Origin of the sequence: Pedobacter sp. (genome assembly GCF_965279535.1) — a bacterium.
In the GTDB taxonomy this organism is placed as follows: domain Bacteria; phylum Bacteroidota; class Bacteroidia; order Sphingobacteriales; family Sphingobacteriaceae; genus Pedobacter.
This window is the reverse complement of the sequence record NZ_OZ257244.1, coordinates 2,373,379-2,397,144: the sequence shown is the minus strand read 5'-3', so window position 1 is coordinate 2,397,144 and position 23,766 is coordinate 2,373,379. Positions and strand designations below refer to the sequence as shown.

The window sequence follows — 23,766 nt, the reverse complement described above, 5'->3', positions numbered from 1 at the left end:
CGTCCCGATAAGCCATCTTCATAACAGGAGATGGCTTTTTTGTTATGTAGCTTTTAAAATTATATTTGTAGCTCATCTTTTATTCTGATATGAAACTGATTATACACCCAACTGTAATTTTAAGAACACCCAAATTTTCCTACCTGGCAAATCTGGAAGCCAGTTGGAATGAATTGAAAGCAGCCATTGCAATTTCTTCAGATGCTTTTTATCAGATCATTAAGGATGTGGAAGCTGATCAGATATCAAGTCTTCCACCGAAAGTTTTTTTTACCGTTTGGAAGTACTTTAACCGCGCCAGGTATCGCTCAACACCATATGGAACTTTTGCAAGTTTCAGTATCACGGAACAAGGGATTCAGCCTGTTGCCAACCCAATAAGAATTGAAAAAAACGAGCAGTTACGTACCCTTATAGATTGGCCTTTTAAGAATAATCTACCCCTGCAACTCGCTAATTTAATACCAAATAACTGCTTGTTGTTCAGTAACAGCAGTTACTATATTGTTCAGAACAGTATCAGATACATCACCTGTAATGATGGAACTTTTGAGCTTTCTGAACTGGATTATGATGATTTTGTAAAAAGGGTATTAGACACTTGTGCTACACCCATTCGCATCCAGGATTTGACTAAGGCATTGGGTTTAGAAAGCAGCGAAGAAGAAGGTTTTTTTAGTTTGCTGCAGGACATGCACGATCTACAGCTTATTTTTACCAATTATGATCCCAATATTATTGGAGAGGATTACTTTGAACGCTTAAATGTAAAAGCAGAAAACCCACCACAATATATCATTGCTCAAAGAAAGGTTAAATCAGGTAACATTGCAGAGCGGTCATTGGCCGCAATCCCTGGTTTAGTGAATCTTTTACAAGCTATCCTCCCCGCTGCTGAAAGGGATGCATTGAGCAAATTCATACAACGATTTAAGAAAAAATTTGAAGGGCAGGAGATCGCTTTAATAGAAGCACTGGATCCTGAAATGGGGGTGGGGTATGATGAATTGGAGCAAGCAGAAAATAGCGACGACTTTATTCTTCAGGTAAATAGTAAGTCGAAGAATAAAGACAATGAGCTGGATCAGCTGAAGACTGTATTAAAAAATAATCTGAACCTGAATCAGTTTGCTGATCATGAAACCATTTTACTTAATAAGCTCGACCTGCAGATTAACGAAACGCCTAAAACCATACCCAATACCATCAGTATGGTAATGTCTGTTAGTGATGAGTTGATTTTTGCCAATCAGATTGGTGGAGTAACGGCAAATGCACTAACGGGTAGATTTACAATGGTGGGTGAACAGGTAGAAAATTATGCAAAGGAAATAGCCAATATAGAAAAGAATGCAAATCCCGATATCTTATTCTTTGATGTAGCGTATATGGTAGAAACCGGCATTGATAATGTAAACAGACGTAAATTAATTTATGATGCCCAGCTGGCCATTTTAAACTTTGATACCTCGGAATCTCCATTAACCTTAAATGATCTGCAGATCTCGGTTGTGGGTTCTGAAATTATATTGAGATCAAAAAAATTAAATAAACGCCTTGTTCCGAGAATGGCGTCAGCTTACAATTATACCCGTTCTGATCTTTCTGTTTTCAGGTTGCTTTGCGATCTTCAGCATCATGGCCTCAACAGTAGCCTTTCGCTTTCCCTTGATAACCTGTTTCCAGATTTAGACTATTATCCCCGTCTGCAATATCAAAACATTGTTATAAGTCCTAAAAAGTGGAAAATAAAGAAAGATGATCTTTTTGATCAGCGTAAAAAGCTGATTACTGCTGAAAGTTGCAAAGCTCAGCTTACAAAAATGGGTGTTTCTAAATTTTTTAAAACCGGATTATCTGATCAAACACTGTGTTTCTCCCTGGCAGAAAAGACAGACATGGAAGCATTTGTGCAATACATGCAAAAACAAACCAGTATTTATGTAGAAGAAGTTAATCTTCCCGATCTTCCGGCGGTAACCGATGAAGCAAAAAGGCCATACTTAGAGCAATTTATACTGAGTATTTACCATGACCAAAATATCTATCGCCCTGCTGCCAGTTCTAAAGAAATGAGCGTAAAACGAATTTTCCCCCCAGGAAGCGAATGGCTTTATTTCGAAATATTCTGTCACCAACAACGCTCAGATGAGTTACTTGTCGCTTGTATTAATCCTTTTCTTGCCAATAATGAGGCTGATATAAAAAAATGGTTCTTTATTAAATATGATGAAAATGGAAATCATATCAGGCTAAGAATCTTATTAAAAGATGTGGCAAGGGGACAAGTAATCACTTCAAATCTCTTAACTTATTTAGATGAATACCTAAGCTCCGGATTGGTTTCAGACATTCAGTTAAAAACATATAAGCGCGAACTGGAACGTTATGGTGCAAATTTAATCGAACAAACAGAATCACATTTTGATATTGACAGTCGTTGGGTAATTGCAGTTCTCGAAGCACAGGCAGATGATTGGACTAAATACAAACTTTGCATTGATGTGGCACTAAAAGTGGATGATTCCGGAGTCCTTGGCAATTACGAGTTCGTTAAAGTAGTTAGAAAAATTTCCGATGCCTTTAATCGGGAACATGATCTTGGTCCGGCCGAGTTTAAAAAACTAAACATACAATACCAGCAATTTTTTAAAACCGCTAACAACACCGCTAACTACCTGGAAATAGCAACATACAATGAATTTGTGAGCTCATTCATTGGTTTATTGGAAAACTGTGATGAATCTCAGCGCGTTAAAATATTTGGTGATTTAATGCACATGCATGTAAACCGGCTGTTTAATAAAAATCAACGCAGTCATGAAATGATTATGTACTATTTTCTCCTCAAAAGTTTGCAAAGAAAAATGTCAATAGGCTAATTCTGGATTTGTTTATTTAATCTCGCCATAGGGTTAACCACTTCAACATCTATTTCTGTAATATAACGGTTTAAAGGATCTTTGTAATACCTGAAAACGTAATCGTCACCATAGAAATTGTTTAGTCTTTTGGCTATGTTATCAATGCCTACATGATGGCTTTCTACCTTTCTTTTGGCTACGTCATTAATCATATTAATGGTGGTAATATTCAGATTATTTTTTTCGTAGACAATTTTTATCTGAACAGGTTGTGTCGAGTGCGAAACATTTCCGTGTTTAAAAATGTTCTCTACAAGAGTTAAGAGGATAAGGGGCGGAAATCGCAGGCCAAATAAATCACCGGTAACCTGTAGTTCTAGGTTGATATTGTCTGCAGTACGGAGTTTGTGCAAATTAATCAGGTGCTCAATCTGCTCTATTTCTTCACTAAGTGGAACCATTTCTGATGCTTCCGGTCTTTTGAGTGCATAGCGCATCATTTCGGCCAGGTTCATAATTGCATCAGCGGCCATGGGTGCTTTTTTACGGGCATCATTATAGATGAAATTCAGCGTATTGAACAGGAAATGCGGATTAATCTGACTACGGAGATAATTGTTTTGAGACTGTACCAAATCATTCTCCAAAGTTTGTTTCTCAATCTGAGTAATCAAATTCTCCTTTTCCAAAGCCTCTACTTTCTTTCTTTCCTTCAAAGATTGAATGATATAAACATAGCCAGTAGAAAAGCCAATGAAATACAAAGACCGATAGATACAAATAAGTATAAATGCCCGATCTAAAACCATTGGTGTATCAAGTTTGATAAAACCAATTTTTCCAAAAGCAGTTCCTAACAGATAACTTACGCCTATGTAGGTCGCAATTATCAGAGCAAGTAGAACCGTAATTTTAATAATCCGAAGCGTGCCAGAACTATTGTTTAATACCTTAATCAGAAAATAAGCATTGGTATAAAAGATAGTAATGTTGGTAAGATAAATAATAACGTAGGCACCCGGTTGTCTGAAGGTATTGGTCACAAGACCCAAAAGAAATACCTCATAAATGATGTAAAGACTCCAGGCTACCAGGTGGAATTTATACTTTTTATAAAATTTTTTTATACTTAAAATGTTCATTTTTTTGCTGTTAATCTAATTAAAATGCGTTTTTATCTCCTAAAACGAGGGGTTTGTGTAAAAAAATAGTGTCATTGGATTTTGTGCTGCACCTTTACAGAAATTAATAACAACAATTAATAAATTTATAATATCATGAAAGCACTTAACACTACCAAACTTGCAAAAAAAACAGTATTTGTTTATAAAAATATCAAAAGCCAAAACAATTTTTCAACTGGTGGTCCTCTTGGAGACATGGGTCAAACTCAGACAACCGCAGGTACTTTTGGAATTTTTTAATTACTGATTTCTGTTCGATTTTAGTAAGCTGCTTTGAACATAGGTGAAGAAAGCTTCTTTATAGCCTTCGCCAATCTGAATCATTTCATTGTTTACTAAACGTATAATATTTCCATCTACCTTTTTGATCGCGGATTTAGCCACAATATTAGATTTATTAACTCTGATAAAAGGGTGACTTTCCAAAGCCTTCTCAATTTCCTTCAAAGTAAGGTAAGTAGTATGAGATTCAGTTTTGGTAATGATCTGAATGTAGTTTTGTAAAGCTTTGATGTAAAGGATTTCATCAATAGCAATATTTGAAAAAGCGTATTTGTGATCACCTTTGATATATAAAGCTGCTGCTTGCTCCGTTTCTTTTGAAACCGCTTTTGCACTGTTGGCTTCTTTTTTCAAAATACGATCAACACCCAAAGCAAATTTCGCAAAGGAAATTGGCTTTAATAAATACTGGTCAGACTGTACATCAAATGCCTGTAAGGCATAATCAGGGTGGGCAGTTGTGAAAACAAGATATTTAGCTTTTTCGCGGATATTTTTGGCTAATTCAAGACCATTTATACCTGGCATATCAATATCCATAAAAAGAATATCGATATCATCTTCAATACTGATTTCGGTTAATGCTTGCACCGGACTGGTGAAAGTTTTAAAAACCGTTAAACCCGGCATTTCTGCAATATGATCTGTCAATACCTCAATCGCATGTTGTTCATCGTCAATAACAACGCATTTTAGATTCATGTTTTTATAAATATGATGTTTGGGGAATGTTTACACTGCAAGTTAAATAAAAAAACATGTATTTTTCTAGCTAAGGAAAAAAAATACAAAGTGTTTTCGTCTAATAAAATCCAGGGGTTCGTGTAATAATCCCCATGGTTCGTGTAAAAAAATTAGCCTTCTGATTTCTTTTTTTAAACTTTATAATGTTTGCCAAAAACAATTAAAATTAATTGATAGAGTAACGCAATCAATTAAAAACATCTGCCTGCCCAATCTTGTGTAGCCTGTGGATATTTAATTTAAAACAGGCCATACAACACTGGGTTTAAGATGGTTATAAAGTAAACAAACAAACAGATTAGGGCTCTTTACCAAACATTAATGAAAGGAATAGCATACGAGTATTTATTGAACACTGTTTACTACGCAGAAGTGCTTCAAAAACAGGGAATAAATGCTGATATGTATTTAAAAATGCAGCATCAACATAACAAGCTGGCTGCATACGGTTTAAAGAAAGAAATGGAAATTGATTTCGCTTTCAGAGAAGCATTTGTTGTGGTTAGAAACTATGTACAACAGGCCATTAAAGACGGATTAAGAAATTTCCAGTTTGTAATGAACACCAGCGATGTTAAAAAGTTAACACAAATGATAGCGCTGCTCGACCGCAATTTTTTTGATAAACAAAGCTTAGATCAGATTATTGAAAAAGCAAATGAGGTTTTTAACCAATACCAATTGAAAAACTAATCCCCAATATAAAGACACAAGAATATGGAGCTTAAAGACGAAATCGGGCAATTTGCCACCAGAATCAAAAAAATGCTTCCTCAGGTACAATCCGAAGATCTGACTAGAAATGCATTAGTAATGCCTTTTATCCAAATTTTAGGTTTTGATCCTTCTGAAGTTCAATCGGAAGCTGTGTTGGATTTTGGCGTTAAGAAAAGTAAAAAAGTTGATTATACCATTATGAAAGATGGTGAGCCAACTATTTTGGTAGAATGTAAGCATCACGAGGAAAATCTTGATTTGGATGATTCGCGATTAGCTAAATACTTCCGCAAAACCAAAGCAAAATATGGTTTATTAACCAACGGACTGGTCTATAGATTTTATACCGATAAAATGGTTAGATCTAAAAAGAAACAAGAACCAGCATTTGAGTTCACACTAACAGATACAAAAGCAGCTACTATTGCTAAAATGATTGAAGAACATAAAGATTTCTTTAATGTTGATCAAAAAGCAGTAGGCTAAAAGATAGTAGTTAATCTATAAAGTCCCGTATAATTCTACAATATTAAGTCCCGATTGAAAAATCGGGACTTTTATTTTTATGCGCATTTCTATATTTGCCCGCGCCATAATGTTGCCATTGAATAAAACAAAAAAGCCGGGCATTAATCAAAATGCTCGGCTTTAATATGATTTTGGATGGCTTAGATCAGCTCAACACTTCTGCTCACAAAAGCAGTTAGCTCAGATCCTGTTAGCATACCTTGAGCCAATAAAGCTAAATCTACTGCTTGCTTAGCTAAGTTACTTTGCTCTTCTCCTTCAGCATTTAAAATTTTACCAATTAACTTGTGATTGCCATTAATCGCAACTTTATAGTTATCTGGCATTTGCCCGTAAAAACCCATTCCACCACCCATCGCAGCCATGTCCTTCATGCGACGCATAAACTCGTCCATAGTAATCGTTACCGGAAGTTCTTCAGGGTGTAAAGCCACAATTTCTACCTGCATCCCTGGTTTAGTAATGGCTTTTTGGAAAATTTCTGTCACTTCCTTAACCTGATCTTCTGAAAGTACATGCTCTAGCTGCTCATCTTTCTCAATCAACTTATCAACCACACTGGAATCTACTCGTTTAATAGATGTTTTCTCTAATTTCTGCTCCAACTGATTAATAAAGTGGTTATCAATTGGAGAATCTAAAACCAGCACATCATAATCTTTTTTATTCGCTGATTGAATAAAAGCATCTTGTTTAGCTGCATCATTCGTATACAAATAAACTACAGTGCCATTTTTGTCTGTTTGAAGTGCAGAAACCTTATCCTTATATTCAGGAAGAGTAAACAATTCATTTTTGGTATTTCCAACCAGAGCGAAATCCTTAGCCTTGTCATAGAATTTCTCTTCACTGATCATTCCATATTTCACAAATAAGCCAATATCCTTCCATTTTTCTTCGTAAGCTTTACGATCTTTGGCAAACAGCTCTGCTAACTTATCAGCAACTTTCTTCGTAATGTAGTTGTTGATCTTTTTTACATTGCTATCAGCCTGTAAAAAGCTACGGGAAACGTTTAATGGGATGTCTGGTGAATCGATCACACCGTGAAGTAACATCAAGAATTCAGGAACAATATCTTTTACCTCATCGGTGATGAATACCTGGCGAGAGAATAGCTTAATCTTATTGCGCTGCATCTCGAAGTCGTTCTTCAATTTAGGGAAATATAAAACTCCTGTTAAATTGAATGGATAATCTACGTTCAGGTGAATCCAAAATAGGGGCTCTTCACTAAACGGATAGAGTTCACGATAGAAACTCAAGTAATCGTCGTCTGACAAATCTGCAGGCGCTTTCGTCCAGATTGGATTGGTAGTATTGATAATGTTGTCTACCTCAACATCTTTGTATTGCTTTTTGCCTTCTGCATCTTCACCATCTTCAACAGATTCTGTTTTGGTGCCAAACTTAATCGGAACAGGTAAGAATTTTGCATATTTATCTAAAATCTCCTGAAGTTTAAAAGTTTCTAAAAACTCTTCAGAATCTTTGTTGATGTGAAGAATAATATCGGTACCGCGGGTAGTTCTGTGTCCTTCGGTAATTTCAAATTCAGTACTTCCATCGCAAACCCAACGCGCAGGTTCTGCGCCATCCTGATAAGATAAAGTTTCAATTTCAACTAAATCTGCAACCATGAAAGCAGAATAAAAACCCAATCCGAACTTACCAATGATCTCATTGGCATCCTTTGCATCTTTAAACTTTTCTACAAATTCGCTAGCGCCAGAAAAAGCTACCTGATTAATGTACTTTTTAATCTCCTCGGCAGTCATCCCCAAGCCATTGTCGCTAATTGTAATTGTTTTCTGATCTTTATCTACAGCAACTTGTACCAATGGAGCACCAACTTCACCATTAAACTGACCCAGTGAACCTAGTCTTTTAATTTTTTGAACGGCATCAACTGCATTTGAAACTAACTCACGAAGAAAAATTTCGTTATCAGAGTATAAAAATTTCTTAATTATTGGGAAGATATTCTCCGTATGGATTGAGATATTTCCTTTTTCTTGTATGCTCATATATAAATTAATTGTTTAATCTAACTCTTGCATATCAAGCCTCGTTCCAAAGGGTTTTAATTGCCAAAATGACAGTAGCAGATTGAAAATGGGCTTAGATACGAGAGATGTTAAGCGAGATATGAGATGAATTAAGAGATGGAATTGATATTACCCCAGAATTTGGAAAGATATTGAAACATCATAAGCTTTCGTAGTGTGTAACTCGCTATATGCAACCCCAACAAAATAAAAAGCCCGAAGTTCTTATTTCTTCGGGCTTTATTTATTTATATTTTTAATTAATTGACTAAGAAACTAGGCTTATCTTCTTCTAAGGAAAGGATTTTAGTAATTTTCTTTAACAATACATCCATTTGAAATGGCTTCGATAAAAAATCGTCCTGTCCGTAGTTTAATGTGGTGAAATCCTTTTGGTCATAAAGGCCTGAAATCAGTAAAATGGGTATTTTACGGGTGCTTTCAATCGCTTTCAGTTGTTCACAAAGTACTCTGCCATCTATATGACCCAGAGAAATATCTAGCAAAATTAAATCTGGTTTAAAACTTTCGATCCTATTAAAAACCTCTTCTCCATCATTCAGGGCAGACACTTTGAACCCCCCGATTTCGAGTATCAATTGAATGGTTTCTAAAACCTCAATATCATCGTCAACTACCAGTATTCTCTTCATATGTTTAGGAGCAATTTTTTTGCTGATGTAATTATAACAATATTATACACTGTTATGTTTAAAATCTTAAAAATATTTTAACATAGTGGTAAAACGGGAAATGTTATACCGCTGCCTGCTTAACTCCTTCTTTTTGCAATATATAATTGAAAAGGTCTTCAATGGGTTTCTGTAAGATTTTGCCAGCAGTTATCCCGTTTTTGGCTAAAATTTCTTTCAGTGCATCCTGGTAATAATAGGCTATAGATCCTACAAAATGGCAAGGAATATTTTTATGTCGTGGGTAATCTTTAACATTGGTGTCTACAAATTCCTGAAAACCCGTCTTTAATATTTCCTGAATAAATGGGTGTTCACTATGGCTAGCCATAAAACGGCTAAAACCTGCCAGATATATATTTGGAAAAGGTTTTTGGTAAACATTGGTGATGATAGCCTCCTTTTCTGATGGGAAATTCTTTTTAAAATCGGCAGCTAAATCTGCAGGCATTTTCTTGTATAAATAGCTAAGCAATACCTTTTTACCAAAGAAAGTTCCTGAACCCTCATCGCCCAAAACATAACCTAAGCCATGATAGCCATCATGAATTTTTTTACCATCAAAGTAACAGATATTTGAACCGGTTCCTAAAATACAGTTTAAGCCTTCAGCATCACCACAAGTAGCATAAACTGAACCTAAAAGATCGTGATCTACCGAGATAAATGCATTAGAGAAAACAGCTGAAAGTCCATTAGAAACTACCTCATGTTTATCTGGAGAAGAACAGCCAGCACCGAAAAAGTAAATTTCTTTTACCTCTTTTGCGTATTTAATTACAGTTTCATTTTTTGAAATGAGCTTGGTAATGTCTTGCTCACTTAGGAAATAAGGGTTTATTCCCGGTGTATTGAATTTAATGGTTTCCCCATTATGATAACCCATCCAATCAGTTTTTGATGAGCCACTATCTGCAACAAGTATCATGGGCTTAAATATAAAAATTAATTAGATAAGTTGATGCTTCCACTGATTTCTTTTAAGGTCGTTTCTGCTAACTTAGCTTGGTATTGCATCTCAATAAATCGATTTTGCACGTCGATAGCATTGCGCTGAGCCTCTCTTAATTCTAAAGGAGCAATACTTCCTAATCTATACTTGGCTAAAGTGATATCTAAATTTTCTTTTGCAATATCTACGTTACGTTGTTCGAGTTTTACCAAATCTAAATAGGTAGTGTAATTTTGATAGGCTGACAACAATTGTGCATTAACATCCAATTTGGTTTTTTCTAAGTTTAAGCCAGCATTATCTATTTCAATTTTAGCATTTCTTTCCTGTTGTCTTTGTAAAAAACCGTTAAACAGGTTAATACTGGCCGTTACTCCGTAAGTAAAACCATTGGCCGCAAATTTTTGGTTAAAACCGGTCGGACTGGTACTATTTGCCCGGCTATAGCCCGAATTTAAGCTGATTGACGGATATCTTGCGCCTCTAACTGCTTTGAGGTTCAATGAAGCTATCTTTTGATTGATAAAAGCATTTTGAACAGCCGGATTTTGTTTAGTGGAAACCTCTGCCAATTGCGTGTACAACAGGCCTTTTTCCAGTTCGATGTACTTATCTACAGTGAAATTTGTACTGATATCTCTAACCAATAGCTGGTTTAAGCGTACTTTGGCTACCTGCAAAGCATTTTTGGTTTGTAAATAGCTTGAGGTATCAGTATTGTAATCTACCTGGGCGGTTAAAACATCGAGTTTAGAGCCTCTACCCAGTTGTAGTTTAGTTTTAGCGATGTTGGTCCTCAATACAGAAACATCCATGGCACTGTCTGCTGCAATTATCAGTTGTTGTTGCCTGACAACATCATAGTAGGCGGTAATCACATCAGATACAGTATTTAAAATGGCCAGTCTGGAGTTAACTTCCCCTTGCTTTTGCAGCTCCTTTAGCCGGTCGTAATTTGCAAACATGGTAAAACCATCAAAGATGGTCCAGTTTAAATCTGCACCGTAACTTTGATTCGTGCTTTTTGCACCTGTAATTACACGATCTGGTCCTGTTGCTGGCGTTTGACGGGTATTTTGGATACTTCCTCCGTTGGTATAGCTTCCCGTAAGGTTGGGTAACATCCCGGCATTGCCAATATTAGCATTATTCTTGGCAATGCTGCTTACATTTTTACTTATTTTAATGTCGTAATTGTTTTGCAAGGCAATGCTTATGGCTTCTTGCAAAGTCAGTTGTTGTTGTGCGAAAGCCGAAACAGCAGTTAAACACAATAGCGCAAATAATTTTAATTTCCTGCCCATCTTATTCTGATTTTTCCATGGCTTCATGTTCAAAGCGAGCCGCATCCTTGAGCTGCTCATTTGGTTTGTAAGGTTTTGCCCAGTAAGAGTAAATTGCCGGAATTACAAATAGTGTTAATACCAATGAGAAAAGTGTTCCTCCAACAATTACAGTACCCATACTCATGCGGCTTTTTGCTGCTGCCCCCAAAGCCATTGCAATAGGTAAGGCACCAATGGCGATGGCCAAACTGGTCATTAAAATAGGCCTTAAACGCGAAACCGCAGCCTCCCTAATGGCTTCAGGTATTGGAATACCTTTTTCTTTCAACTGATTGGCAAATTCTACAATTAAAATCCCGTTTTTGGTTACCAGACCAATCAACATAATGGTTCCGATCTGACTGAAAATATTCCAGCTCTGGCCACATAACCATAGGGATAAAAACGCTCCTGCAACCGCCATAGGTACGGTTAAGATGATAATAATGGGGTCTTTAAAACTTTCAAACTGTGCAGAAAGAATCAGGTAAACCAGTAATAAAGCTAAACCAAAGGCAAAAAAGGTATTGGATGAACTTTCTTTAAAATCGCGCGATTCACCACTTAAGTCGGTTGAAAAGGTTTCGTCCAGCACTTTCTTCGCAATGGCATCCATGGCATCAATTCCTTCGCCTATACTTTTTCCCGGAGCCAATCCGGCAGATACGGTAGCCGAAATAAAGCGATTATTTCTATACAGTTGAGGCGGACTACTTTCTTCTTTGGCTGTAACCACGTTATCCAGTTGAATGAGCTCGCCTTTGTCATTCCTTACATATACCGAACTTAAATCAAGCGGGTCTTTCCGGTCTCCTTTATCAAACTGACCAATTACCTGGTATTGTTTCCCATTCATGAAAAAGTAAGAAAAACGCTGGCCACTGAGTCCAAGATTTAAAGTTTGAGCTATCGCTGAAATAGAAACCCCTAAATTTTTGGCTTTATCTCTGTCGATAGTTAAATTGATTTCAGGTTTATTAAATTTCAAGTTAACATCTGAAACCGTAAAAGTAGGGTCTTTAGCTACTGCGTCCATAAACACAGGAACTTTCTCTCTTAACTTTTCAAAATTTTGAGCCTGAATAATATAGCTGATCGGCAATCCACCTCTTCTCCCCACAGAAATAGTTGGTTGCTGATTCACAATTACCTTGCCTTCGGTATATTTTTTGGTAACCTTGGTCAGCATATCCGCAATATCTTTCTGTGTGCGTTCACGCTCTTCAGGATCTGTTAAACCCATACGAACAAAGCCCGAGTTTACTGCTCCTGAACCACCGAAACTAGGAGAGGTAATGGTAATGTTTACATTCTTTTCAGGAACTGAATCAAGTACCAGTTGATTCAGCTTCATGATAAACTTATCGGTATAAGCAAAAGATGCTCCTTCTGGTGTAGTTGCATTAATGTTGATGGCACTGCGGTCATCATATGGGGCTGTCTCTTTGGGTAGTAATTTCCAGAAGAGGAAGATTAATCCCATACAAACCACAATGATGGGAATCGATAACCATCGTCTATCCAGGAATTTGTTCAGATTTGAGGCATATCCATCGTTAAGTTTAACAAAGTAAGGTTCTGTCCAATTGTAAAACCTCGAAGGTTTATGACCACCCTTTTTCATCAGATAGGCATTCAGCATTGGGGTTAGCGTTAATGATACAAATGCAGAAATTAATACTGCCGCCCCAATTACTACTCCAAACTCTCTGAACAATCGGCCCACAAAGCCCTGTAAAAAGATTACCGGCAAAAATACCGCTGCAAGGGTAATAGAGATGGAAATTACCGCAAAGAAAATCTCATTCGATCCCTTTATAGCCGCTTCAAAGGGCGACATACCTTCTTCCACTTTCTTAAAGATATTTTCAGTTACTACAATACCGTCATCCACTACTAAACCCGTAGCCAACACAATGGCAAGCAGGCTGAGTACATTAATGGAGAAACCAAAAGCATACATGATAAAGAAAGTAAAGATCAGGGATACAGGAATATCAATTAGTGGCCTGAAGGCGATCGCCCAATCTCTAAAAAATAAATAGATGATTAAGATTACCAGTACAAGTGATAAACCAATGGTTTCTGCTACTTCGGTTACTGAACGCTTAATGAATAACGTTGTATCAAGGGCCACTTTTAGCTTAATATCTTTCGGAATGTCGGCTTTAAGCTTATCAAAACGGTTGTAAAACTCCTTGCTGATTTCCAGGTAGTTTGCGCCTGGTTGTGGAATGATGGCCACGGCAACCATTGGCCGACCTGATTCTCTTAATACCGTCTCCTCGTTTTCTGGCCCTAAAACAGCATAACCAACATCTTTTAATTTAACAACCTGATTACTGTCTGCTTTTAAAATTAAATTATTAAACTCGCTTTCATTGGTTAATTTGCCCAATGTTTTAACGGTTAATTCTGTTGTTGCACCGGTAATTTTTCCAGAAGGAAGCTCAACGTTTTCGTTATCCAGTGCGGTAACAATATCCTGAGAAGTTAAACCATAAGCACTCAGTTTAATGGGGTCCATCCAAATGCGCATGGCATATTTACGCTGCCCCTGAATTTGCACGCTACTTACCCCGGGAATGGTTTGAATCCGGTCTGCAATTACGTTTTCGGCAAAATCACTCAACTCCAGGGTATTTCTTTTATCACTCTGAATGGTCATAGAAAGAATGGCATCAGAGTTTGCATCAGCCTTGCTTACAATGGGTAAACCATCTATGTCTTTAGGTAAGTTCCTCGCAGCCTGAGAAACCTTATCCCTTACATCATTAGCAGCTTCTTCTATATTTTTATCGAGATTAAACTCAATGGTAATATTACTGGAACCCTGATTACTGGAAGAAGAAATATTTCTAATTCCATCAATAGAGTTAATTGATTTTTCTAAGGGCTCGGTAATCTGCGATTCAATAATGTCAGAGTTTGCTCCTGGATAGGAAGTTCTTACTGAAACCACCGTAGGATCAATAGAAGGATATTCCCGAACGCCAAGAAAATTATAACCGATTACCCCAAAAAGGACAATCAGCAAATTCATTACAATGGCTAGAACAGGCCTTTTTATACTGGTTGTAGAGATACTCATAGTTATTCTTTTACCAAATGAACTTTAACCGGGGCATCTTGTTTTAAGGCCATGGAGCCAGTAGTCAGTACCGTATCACCAGCCTTTAAACCAGAAGTTATCACAATATTTTCATCTGTTCTTGTTCCTGCTTCTACTTTCACCTCCTGCGCCTTGCCATTTTTCTGTATATACACAATTTTTCCTTTTAATACCGGAATAACGGCCTCATTCGGGATAAGAATGGCATTGTTAAGCGTATTCAGGGCTATTTTTATTTTGGCAAATGATCCTGGTAGCAACACATTGTCTGCATTTGGCGCCAGGGCCCTGATTTGTAAAGTTCTTGTTGCCGCATCTATGCCAGGCTCAATCGCATATACTTTACCCTGATTCTCTTTGGCAGAACCATCTGTGGTAAAAGTGATGTTAGAGCCTTGCTTAATTTGGCTGGCATATTTTTCCGGAACAGAAAAGGTGATTTTCACCGGATTGGTGCTCACCAGGTTCGCAATTACAGTGGCTGGCGTCAGGTAAGTTCCCTCCGAGATGCCGCGCAGGCCTATACGGCCTGAAAATGGTGCTCTGATAGTGGTTTTGGCAAGTTGAGCCCTGATTAACAGCGATTGTGCCTGTAATGATTTTAAATCAGCCAGAGCGGTATCATATTCTTCCTGACTAATTGCACCTTTGGCCAAAAGTTGTTTAGCTCTGCTTTCATTAGTAGAGGATAGTTTTTGCTTGGTCAATGCTTCCTGAAGCTGCGCCTGAATGTCTCGGTCGTTAACCTTAACCAATACGCTTCCCTTACTAACCGTAGTACCTTCCTTAAAATAAATGCCGGTTACCAATCCGGCAACCTCACTTTTAAGAACCACAGATTCATTAGCCTCAATGGCACCAGTAATTTCAAGATCGTTATCAAAAGAAACAAGTTTTACCACTACACCATCTACAACAAGCGGTGGTGCTCCTTTTCCATCTTTGCTTCCTTTTCCTGTTGAAGCACCGGGTGCACCCTTTCCTTCAATTTTTTTGTTGGCGTTAATGCGATAATAAACCAGATAAGCCAAGCCTAAGGCTATAACTATATAAAAGATATATCTCTTTTTCATTTGTGTGTGTTAGATAATGTGTTTTTCAATGCTGCTGGAGTACCGGCTTTAGGAAAAACAGCGTGTAAAAATATTCAATTCTTACGTCCTAAAATTGTTGTATTAAGGATGTTACAGCCTATTAGAGAGATATCGGCTGGGTTTAGATTGTTATGAGATCAGGATAAAGAGGATAAGTTAGCTTTTGGTGAAGCTATCTGATGGTTACTAGACTGGTTATCAGTATAACAGCTTAGCCAATTACCTGGCTGGTAAAATTTTTGAGATAGAGGATAAAGGGGTGATCGTATGGGTGGTTACCAGGTTATTCATCCATGTACCCATTCAAAACTCAATCGATAACGATCTATACGATAAAAAAATTACACACATTTAGCTAATTAATTCTAAAACACCGCCAATAAAATTAATTTTGTGACAAAATACCCTCTTTATGTTTAATAAAAAATCAGTTTTAAGTTTAGTTTTATTACTAACGTGTATTATGACAGCGATGGCGCAGGTAAAAATAGGTTTTGAGGTTTCGTTTAAGGAACCACAAGCTCACTATGCAGAAGTTCAGATGAATATCTCGGGCTTGAATAAAGATTATGTTGATGTAAAAATGCCTGTATGGACTCCGGGATCTTACCTGATTCGTGAATTTGAAAAAAGTGTAGAAGAGTTTAAAGCTTCTGCCGCAGGGAAAGAGCTAAGGGTGGAGAAAGTAAGAAAGAACGCATGGCGTATCTTTTCTAATAAGGCCAATGAGATCAAAATCAATTACCGTGTATACGCATTTGAGATCTCAGTACGTACTCCATTTATAGACGATGCTCATGCATTCTTATCCCCAACCGGAATATTTATGCATCCTGATGGTATGATCAGCGCTCCAAGTACTGTAAAGATCATACCACATAAAAGTTGGAGTAAAGTATCTACAGGCCTGGAACCAGTGGCCGGACAAACATTTACTTACCGCGCTGCTGATTTTGATATACTATATGATAGTCCGATTGAAGTAGGTAATCAGGATGTTTTTGAGTTCAATGCTGCAGGCCTGCGTCATGAAGTGGCCATGTATGGTGGTGGTAACTACGACAAGGAAAAGCTTAAAGTAGATATGGCTAAAATTGTAGAAGCCGAAACGGCTGTTTACGGTGAAAATCCAAATAAACACTATGTTTTCATTGTTCATAATTTTACTAAAGGCGGTGGTGGCCTGGAACATTTAAATTCGACTACATTGGGGGCAACCAGAAATGCTTATAATACTGAAGAAGGATATAAAGGCTTTTTAGGCTTAGTCGCTCATGAATATCATCACCTCTGGAATGTTAAGCGTTTGCGTCCGGTTGCTTTAGGACCATTCGATTATGATAATGAAAATTATACCACCAACCTCTGGGTGGCAGAAGGATTTACATCTTATTACGAAAACAAGTATTTACATAGAGCAGGATTTACTGATGCCAATGAGTTTTTGAAAGACCTGGCAGCGGGTGTTGCAACAGTACTAAACACCCCGGGATCTAAATACCAGTCTGCAGCCTCTTCTAGTTACGATGCCTGGATTATTGGTTACCGCCCAAATGAGAATTCAAAAAACAATGCCATATCCTATTACAACAAAGGAGAAGTGATCGGTATTTTGATGGATTTGGAGATCATCAATGCAACCAAGGGTGCGAAAAGTTTAGATGATGTAATGAAGGCCATGTACCTGCAATGTAAAACCTTAAAACGTGGATACACTGATGCAGAATTTAAAGCCATGGTAGAGAAGGTCTCAGGAATGAGCTTTACCAGTTTTTGGGCGAAATATGTAACTGGTGTTGATGATGTAGAATATACCAAATACTTCGGTTATGCAGGAGTAGAGGTGAGCACCGAAAACGCAACGCCAGGGAAACCGGTAACAGGCGCCACTGTTCAGCTATCAACCGCTGGTTTAACCGTAAGCTCCATTACCAGAAATTCTGCAGCATGGCTGGATGGCCTAAACGTAAACGATGAGATCATCTCTTTAGATGGTATAGGTTTGGACGAAGCTTTTTCTACCATCAGATTGAAAAGTCCTTTGTTTTCATTGGATATTTTACCTGTAGTAGCCAAAAAGAATATTGGCGAGGTGTTAAAGCTGAAAGTTAAAAGAGATGGTATTGAAAGAGAGTTTGCACTAACCTTAAAAGAAAACCCAAGTGTTAGACTGAAAGCCACAATTAATGAAAAAGCTACAGCAGCACAGAAAGCTGTATTCAGCAAATGGACAGGAAAGTAAGTCTGGAGTGCTGAGGCTTCAGTACTGAGTTAAAAAAATCCAAAAGTTAAACCTGTATGTTTGAAGATAAAAAAAACCCGTAAATTAATTTTACGGGTTTTTTTTTAGTTCTGAAAATGAATTAATTAGCTGATGTAATCTAATTCACCATCAGTGCTCGTTAATTGGTATTCAGTACTATCTGTTTGATACTAAAAAGTGTATCTAAAGCCTAAACCAAATCTACCTGCATTGAAATCGCTATCATTATCTCCAAGATAAATTCTAGGTCTCCAGTCTAAAGCTACTGCTAAAGGTGCTCCGCTAAATTTGTAATCTAAACCAACCATTGGAACCAGGTAGAAGCTGGAACCGCCATCATAAAGTTGTACAGATGGACCACCACCTAAATACCAATCCAAACCTCTTGCTCCAGGAATTGCAGAATTATACTGTAAGAATCCTTGAATAAAGGTAGAGTTAGCACCAAATAAAACCTCACCTTGAATTGCCGCTTTTTGACTAAAATGATGTCTTACTGAAGGACCAACCAATGTTGCACCATCTCCAAAGTCAATACCTAAGCCTAAGCCAGTTTTGTAATTCTGAGCTTTAACAGTGGCAGTACTTAAAGCAAATAGTGCAATGCATCCTAAAATTGTAAATAACTTTTTCATAATTGATTTTTATAAATGTTTTTAAAGTATTGTAAACTGCCTAACAACTTTAATGCCGTTTATATTTTTTAAGTAAAAATGTGAATAGGAAAAAACAATGCTTGCATAGTAATAATGTTATTGTTAAGTTTATTCCTGTGTTTTATACCAAAAGTGATTCTGGTATTTATCGGTCTAACAAAATTTATCGATTTGTAAAGCAGATTGAAGCATATAAGTGTTTACACTTTATGTTTGATTTTTTAACTTAACCAAATATATTTAAGATATGGCTGCAGCAATTACAAGGGTTTTTGATCTTTTAAGACATAGCCTGCAAAATCCGAAGCAAGAATTTATCAATGGCAAAATAAATGGTAAATGGATAAATTATAGTACAGAAGCCTTTTGTGAAACTGTTGATCATTTAAGCAGGGGCTTAATCAGGCAGGGAATTGGTAAAGGGGGCCGTGTTGCAGTAATGTCTCATAACAGACCGGAGTGGAACATTGCAGATTTTGCTGCAAACCAGATTGGTGCTTATCAAATTCCTTTATATCCAACCTTAGCCGAACACGATATTCAGTTTATACTTAAAGATGCAGATATTTCCATTGTTTTCGTTGCCGACGAAGCCTTGTATCAAAAGATAAAACCTTGCGCAGCAATTGTAAATCCGGCTATCAAAATATATAGCTTCAATGAAATTTCTAACGTATCTCATTGGAAAACGCTGGTTGAGGAGGGAAAATCAGCTACTGATATTGACCTGGATATTTATCGCAATCAAATTACACCAGAAGATATCCTCACTTTAATCTATACCTCCGGAACAACCGGTACCCCAAAAGGAGTAATGTTAACCCATGATAATTTGGTAGCCAATTTTATAAATTCTGCAGTGGTAATGCCTAAAGGAGTTAATAAAGGATTAAGCTTTCTTCCGCTTTCACATATTTTCGAGCGTATGATCATTTATCTGTACCTCTTTAACCATACGGCCATTTATTACGCCGAAAGTATGGAAACAATCGTAGCAGATATTCAGCATGTTAAACCCAATGCTTTTTCAACTGTTCCAAGATTATTGGAAAAGGTGTATGATAAGATCATGGAGAAAGGAAAAGCCTTAACCGGAGTTAAAAAGGGGATTTTCTTCTGGTCATTGGCATTGGCCGAAAAATATACAACAGATGCAGGATGGTGGTATAATTTCCAGTTGGGTATAGCCCGAAAACTGGTATTTAAGAAATGGCAAGAGGCGCTGGGAGGAGAAATTGTGGTTATTGTATCGGGTGGAGCTGCCCTGAACCCGCGATTGGCCAGGATTTTCTGGGCGGCGGGAATGCCGGTTTTTGAAGGATATGGTTTAACAGAAACTTCACCGGTAATTACCGTAAATCATTTTGGTGCAACTTTATTTGGTTCGGTGGGTGAAGTGATTCAGGGAGTAGAAGTGAAAATTGCATCAGATGGCGAAGTATTAACCCGTGGCCACCATGTAATGAAGGGCTATTATAACCGCCCTGACCTGACCGCTGAAGCTATTGATGAAGATGGCTGGTTTCATACAGGGGATATAGGTGAGTTGGTAGATGGAAAGTTTTTAAGAATCACCGATCGTAAAAAGGAAATGTTTAAAACAGCGGGAGGTAAATATGTTGCCCCACAGATGCTGGAAAATAAATATAAAGAGTCGATTTTTATCGAGCAGATTATGGTGCTTGGAGAGAATAGAAAATTCCCTTCCGCGTTAATTGTGCCTAATTTCGAAACTTTAAAAACCTGGGCCAGTCGTAAAGGAATTAGCTTTACCAATAACCAAGAAATCATTAAAAACGAGCAGGTACTTGCAAAATACAATGAGGTTATTGAAGCGGCAAATGTAGGGTTTGGGAAATGGGAGCAGGTAAAAAGATTTGCCTTACTACCAAAAGAATGGAGCATAGACGGGGGAGAATTAACACCCAAACTAAGTTTAAAAAGAAAAATAATAACAGAAAAAAACAACGATACCATTGAAAAAATCTATAAGGATGCAGAAGACTATAAAGCACCTCAGTAATTGGAAGCAAAACCTGGTTTGTGGCTTGGTTCTCATTAGTTTATCTGGTTGCGTAACCGGGCAACTGGGTAAAAAAAATAGTGATGAATATAAAAATGGGATGGTGGTTTCTGCCCATCCTGAAGCGTCACAAGTTGGCATCGATATTTTAAAAAAAGGAGGTAATGCTGTTGATGCGGCCGTGGCAGTTCAATTTGCTTTAGCTGTAGTTTATCCAAATGCCGGAAATATTGGTGGTGGTGGGTTCATGGTTTATCGTGCGGCATCGGGAGAAGTGAATACCCTTGATTTTAGAGAAAAAGCAGCTGCGGCAGCAAGCCGTGATATGTACCTCGATAGCGCTGGAAATCCAATTGTAGATAAAAGTCTGTATGGACATCTCGCCGTCGGTGTTCCCGGATCTGTGGATGGGATGGTAGTTGCACATCAAAAATATGGAAAGTTAAGCTGGGCACAGGTATTACAACCTGCCATTGATTTGGCACAAAATGGATTTAAAATCACTAAGCGCCAGGCAACAGAACTGAATAGTTTACACCGTAAATTTATGGATTTTAACCCTGGCGGAACGGCTTTTGTTAACCTCGAGAAAACCTGGCAGGAAGGAGACATTCTAAGCCAGAGCGAACTTTCGAAAACCTTAAAACTGATTCAGGAAAAGGGGCGTGCCGGATTTTATGAAGGTGCAGTAGCCGATTCAATTGTGGCTGAAATGAAGCGGGGCAAAGGGCTGATTACAAAAGAAGACCTGAAAGGATATCATTCTGCCTGGCGAAAACCCATAACCGGCACTTACAGAGGGTATAAAATTATTACCATGCCGCCTACTTCCAGTGGTGGCATCGCCTTAATTCAGTTGTTACAATCGGTAGAACCTTACCCACTAAAAAAATGGGGCCATAACGTCGATTCAACCATACAGGTAATTGTGGAAGCTGAAAGAAGAGTTTATGCTGATCGAGCCACTCATTTAGGTGATCCAGATTTTTATAATGTTCCACAAAATGCATTAATTAATCCGGCATATAATAAAAAAAGGATGGAGAGTTTTACATGGGCTGCAGCTACTCCAAGCAGTACGGTACTTGCGGGTACTGTAAATGGTAAAGAGCATGAGGAAACTACTCATTTTTCTATTGTGGATCGGGAGGGGAATGCGGTTTCAATTACTACAACTTTAAATGGATCTTACGGCTCACTGGTAGCAGTAAAAGGGGCAGGTTTTTTACTAAATAATGAGATGGACGATTTTTCCGTTAAACCCGGATCACCCAATATGTATGGCCTGGTAGGAGGAGAAGCCAATGCAATCGCACCAAATAAAAGAATGCTGAGCTCCATGACTCCTAGTATTGTAGAAAAAGATGGAAAACTTTTCATGGTTGTAGGTACACCAGGCGGGTCAACAATCATTACCTCTGTATTTCAAACCATAATTAATGTGATCGATTTCGATATGACCATGCAACAAGCAGTGGCTGCAAAAAAATTCCATCACCAGTGGTTACCAGATGAAGTTTATGTAGAGAAAGATGCTGTAGATAGCTTAACTACCCAAAAATTAGAAGCTAAAGGCTATCATATTGCTCCCCGAAGTTCTATCGGACGGGTTGATGCCATTCTTAGAACCAAATGGGGGTATTATCAGGGGGGTGCCGACCCCAGGGGGGATGATAAAGCTATTGGCTACTAAAAGGTGTAAGAATAGAGTCAGCTATTGACTAATTTTTAGGATAATTGAGCAATGTAGTAGAACTGTTTCCTCAACAAATGTATGTTTATGTGTAAAAATTCATCGATGTCTTATTTTCTGTACTTTTAATATCGCTTTTTAAGCATGTTAATGGGCTGTTTGTTAGTAAGTTGAAAAGTTTATTGTTTTTCACATAATCTTTGGTACGGCTCTTGAAGATGATGCAGCAAACGCTTTAAAAAAAAGACATTATGAAATTATCATTATTCAAAGTATTGCCGGTTGCAGTAGCCGGACTATTCGTCGGATCAGCTGCAAATGCTCAGGAAACTCAAACTAGCGCTACTAAATTCAGAACGTGGTCTATCGGAGTAAATGCAGGTGTTTTAACCCCACTTTCGCCCCTAGGTGGTAAAAACGATTTCAGTAACAATAAGTCATCTTTAGGTTATGGCTTATATATCAAAAAGCAATTTACCCCTTATTTCTCTTTACGTTTAGACGGAGTTAGAGGTAAATTAAAAGGAGATAATACAGAAGCTTATGAAAGCGGTTTGGTAAACAATTCTCCTGTTAGAGCTTTTGACACTGAATTATCTTATTCTGCAAGTTTAAATGCAGTAGTAAACTTGTTCAACATCGATCTTTTCAAAAAAGAAAATGCTTTACAACTTTATACTTCAGTAGGTGCCGGTTTAGCAGGTTATAAACCAACAATCACTACCGCTGCAGGTACATTTGATTATGCTGGAGACAAAACCATCAGTGAATTAATCATCCCTGTAGGTGTTGGTGCTAAATTCAAACTCTCTGATGCGATTAACTTCGATTTAGGTTGGACCATAAATTACGTAGATGGCGATAACCTAGATGGATATTACAGAGGATCTAATGACAAATATAACTATGCATACGCTGGTTTAGAATTTGCATTAGGAACAGGAAAACAATTAGCTTTCCATAATCCGGTAGCAGTAACATACGATGAGGCTGTAAAAGCTAAACAAACTGCTGATGCTTTAAAGTCTGATTTAGATGCGCAGAAATCTGAAAATGCAAAACTGCGTTCAGAAATGGCTGATATCTTAAAAGATTCTGATGGTGATGGTGTTGCTGATAAATTAGATAAATGCCCTGGAACGCCAGCTGGTACAGTAGTAGATGGTTCTGGTTGTCCGTTGAAAACTCCTGAAAAAGTAGTTGAAAAAGTTGTTGTTACTGAAGCAGATCGTAAAGTTGTTGCTGATGCAATTAAAAACTTAGAATTTGATTTAGGTAAAGCAACTATCCGTCAAAAATCCTACGCTACCTTAAACCGCGTAGCAGCTTTATTGATCGAGAAAAACTTCAGCTTGAAATTAGCCGGTCATACTGATAACACTGGTTCAAAAGCATTAAACTTGCGTTTATCAAAAGACAGAGCCGAATCAGTAAAAGCTTACTTAGTTTCTCAAGGTGCAAACGCATCTCGTATCGAAGCTACAGGTTACGGTATGGGTCAACCAATTGCTACTAATAAAACAGCAGCTGGTCGTCAACAAAACCGTCGCGTAGAGTTTACACTTTACTAGTCAGTTTTAAAATATTAA

Annotated in this window: 17 protein-coding genes; 8 read left to right on the top strand and 9 right to left on the bottom strand. The window is 37.6% G+C overall.

The genetic code is table 11. The features are described 5' to 3' along the window. Window positions 1–89: 89 nt before the first annotated feature. Window positions 90–2,882 carry a thiopeptide-type bacteriocin biosynthesis protein gene (locus ACQY77_RS09520; protein ID WP_421938214.1) on the top strand — a complete coding sequence of 931 codons (2,793 nt, stop codon included), beginning with the start codon at window positions 90–92 and terminating at the stop codon, window positions 2,880–2,882. Here ACQY77_RS09520 and ACQY77_RS09515 read toward each other — a convergent pair. Continuing rightward, window positions 2,879–4,006, bottom strand: coding sequence for a sensor histidine kinase (locus ACQY77_RS09515; RefSeq protein ID WP_421938215.1), 1,128 nt, complete (start codon window positions 4,004–4,006; stop codon window positions 2,879–2,881). The two genes, ACQY77_RS09520 and ACQY77_RS09515, sit on opposite strands and share 4 nt — an antisense overlap. 135 nt (window positions 4,007–4,141) lie before the next feature. Between ACQY77_RS09515 and ACQY77_RS09510 the strand changes: the two genes are divergently transcribed. Next, a complete protein-coding gene (locus tag ACQY77_RS09510; protein WP_421938216.1) occupies window positions 4,142–4,288 on the top strand; it encodes a hypothetical protein in 147 nt (48 codons plus the stop codon). Here the strand turns inward: ACQY77_RS09510 and ACQY77_RS09505 are convergent, their stop codons facing one another. Further along, window positions 4,289–5,032 carry a LytR/AlgR family response regulator transcription factor gene (locus ACQY77_RS09505; RefSeq protein WP_421938217.1) on the bottom strand — a complete coding sequence of 248 codons (744 nt, stop codon included), beginning with the start codon at window positions 5,030–5,032 and terminating at the stop codon, window positions 4,289–4,291. Between the two features lie 363 nt (window positions 5,033–5,395). Here ACQY77_RS09505 and ACQY77_RS09500 point away from each other — a divergent pair, with 363 nt between their 5' ends. Beyond that, window positions 5,396–5,767 (top strand): hypothetical protein, encoded by a 372-nt coding sequence (locus ACQY77_RS09500; RefSeq protein WP_421938218.1) that lies wholly within the window; start codon window positions 5,396–5,398, stop codon window positions 5,765–5,767. Window positions 5,768–5,791: 24 nt separating this feature from the next. Continuing rightward, window positions 5,792–6,277 carry a type I restriction enzyme HsdR N-terminal domain-containing protein gene (locus ACQY77_RS09495; RefSeq protein ID WP_090881801.1) on the top strand — a complete coding sequence of 162 codons (486 nt, stop codon included), beginning with the start codon at window positions 5,792–5,794 and terminating at the stop codon, window positions 6,275–6,277. Window positions 6,278–6,459: 182 nt separating this feature from the next. Here the strand turns inward: ACQY77_RS09495 and htpG are convergent, their stop codons facing one another. From htpG to ACQY77_RS09465, 6 genes are all read right to left on the bottom strand, one after another. Next, complete coding sequence (gene htpG / locus ACQY77_RS09490) at window positions 6,460–8,346, bottom strand: molecular chaperone HtpG (protein WP_421938219.1); 1,887 nt, start codon at window positions 8,344–8,346, stop codon at window positions 6,460–6,462. A gap of 281 nt (window positions 8,347–8,627) precedes the next feature. Continuing rightward, window positions 8,628–9,020 (bottom strand): response regulator, encoded by a 393-nt coding sequence (locus ACQY77_RS09485; RefSeq protein ID WP_090881799.1) that lies wholly within the window; start codon window positions 9,018–9,020, stop codon window positions 8,628–8,630. A 103-nt stretch (window positions 9,021–9,123) separates the two neighbouring features. Further along, window positions 9,124–9,987: an N-acetylglucosamine kinase gene (locus ACQY77_RS09480; RefSeq protein WP_421938220.1), complete on the bottom strand. Its 864-nt coding sequence runs from the start codon at window positions 9,985–9,987 to the stop codon at window positions 9,124–9,126. A gap of 17 nt (window positions 9,988–10,004) precedes the next feature. After that, a complete protein-coding gene (locus ACQY77_RS09475; RefSeq protein ID WP_421938221.1) occupies window positions 10,005–11,315 on the bottom strand; it encodes a TolC family protein in 1,311 nt (436 codons plus the stop codon). A gap of 1 nt (window position 11,316) precedes the next feature. After that, window positions 11,317–14,427: an efflux RND transporter permease subunit gene (locus ACQY77_RS09470; RefSeq protein WP_421938222.1), complete on the bottom strand. Its 3,111-nt coding sequence runs from the start codon at window positions 14,425–14,427 to the stop codon at window positions 11,317–11,319. A 2-nt stretch (window positions 14,428–14,429) separates the two neighbouring features. Beyond that, on the bottom strand, window positions 14,430–15,521 hold the full coding sequence (locus ACQY77_RS09465; RefSeq protein ID WP_421938223.1) for an efflux RND transporter periplasmic adaptor subunit: 1,092 nt from the start codon (window positions 15,519–15,521) through the stop codon (window positions 14,430–14,432). Between the two features lie 433 nt (window positions 15,522–15,954). Here ACQY77_RS09465 and ACQY77_RS09460 point away from each other — a divergent pair, with 433 nt between their 5' ends. Continuing rightward, the gene (locus ACQY77_RS09460) at window positions 15,955–17,784 is read left to right on the top strand and encodes a M61 family metallopeptidase (protein ID WP_421938224.1); all 1,830 of its coding nucleotides are present in this window, start codon (window positions 15,955–15,957) and stop codon (window positions 17,782–17,784) included. A gap of 191 nt (window positions 17,785–17,975) precedes the next feature. Here ACQY77_RS09460 and ACQY77_RS09455 read toward each other — a convergent pair whose 3' ends face one another. Beyond that, window positions 17,976–18,440 (bottom strand): hypothetical protein, encoded by a 465-nt coding sequence (locus tag ACQY77_RS09455; RefSeq protein ID WP_421938225.1) that lies wholly within the window; start codon window positions 18,438–18,440, stop codon window positions 17,976–17,978. 268 nt (window positions 18,441–18,708) lie between these two features. Between ACQY77_RS09455 and ACQY77_RS09450 the strand changes: the two genes are divergently transcribed. The 3 genes from ACQY77_RS09450 to ACQY77_RS09440 all read left to right on the top strand — a co-directional run bounded on the left by ACQY77_RS09450 (window position 18,709) and on the right by ACQY77_RS09440 (window position 23,748). Beyond that, complete coding sequence (locus ACQY77_RS09450; protein WP_421938226.1) at window positions 18,709–20,484, top strand: AMP-dependent synthetase/ligase; 1,776 nt, start codon at window positions 18,709–18,711, stop codon at window positions 20,482–20,484. Further along, complete coding sequence (gene ggt, locus ACQY77_RS09445) at window positions 20,456–22,177, top strand: gamma-glutamyltransferase (protein ID WP_421938227.1); 1,722 nt, start codon at window positions 20,456–20,458, stop codon at window positions 22,175–22,177. Before ACQY77_RS09450 ends, ggt begins: the two co-directional genes overlap by 29 nt. 251 nt (window positions 22,178–22,428) lie before the next feature. Continuing rightward, complete coding sequence (locus ACQY77_RS09440) at window positions 22,429–23,748, top strand: DUF6089 family protein (protein WP_421938228.1); 1,320 nt, start codon at window positions 22,429–22,431, stop codon at window positions 23,746–23,748. Window positions 23,749–23,766 lie beyond the last annotated feature (18 nt).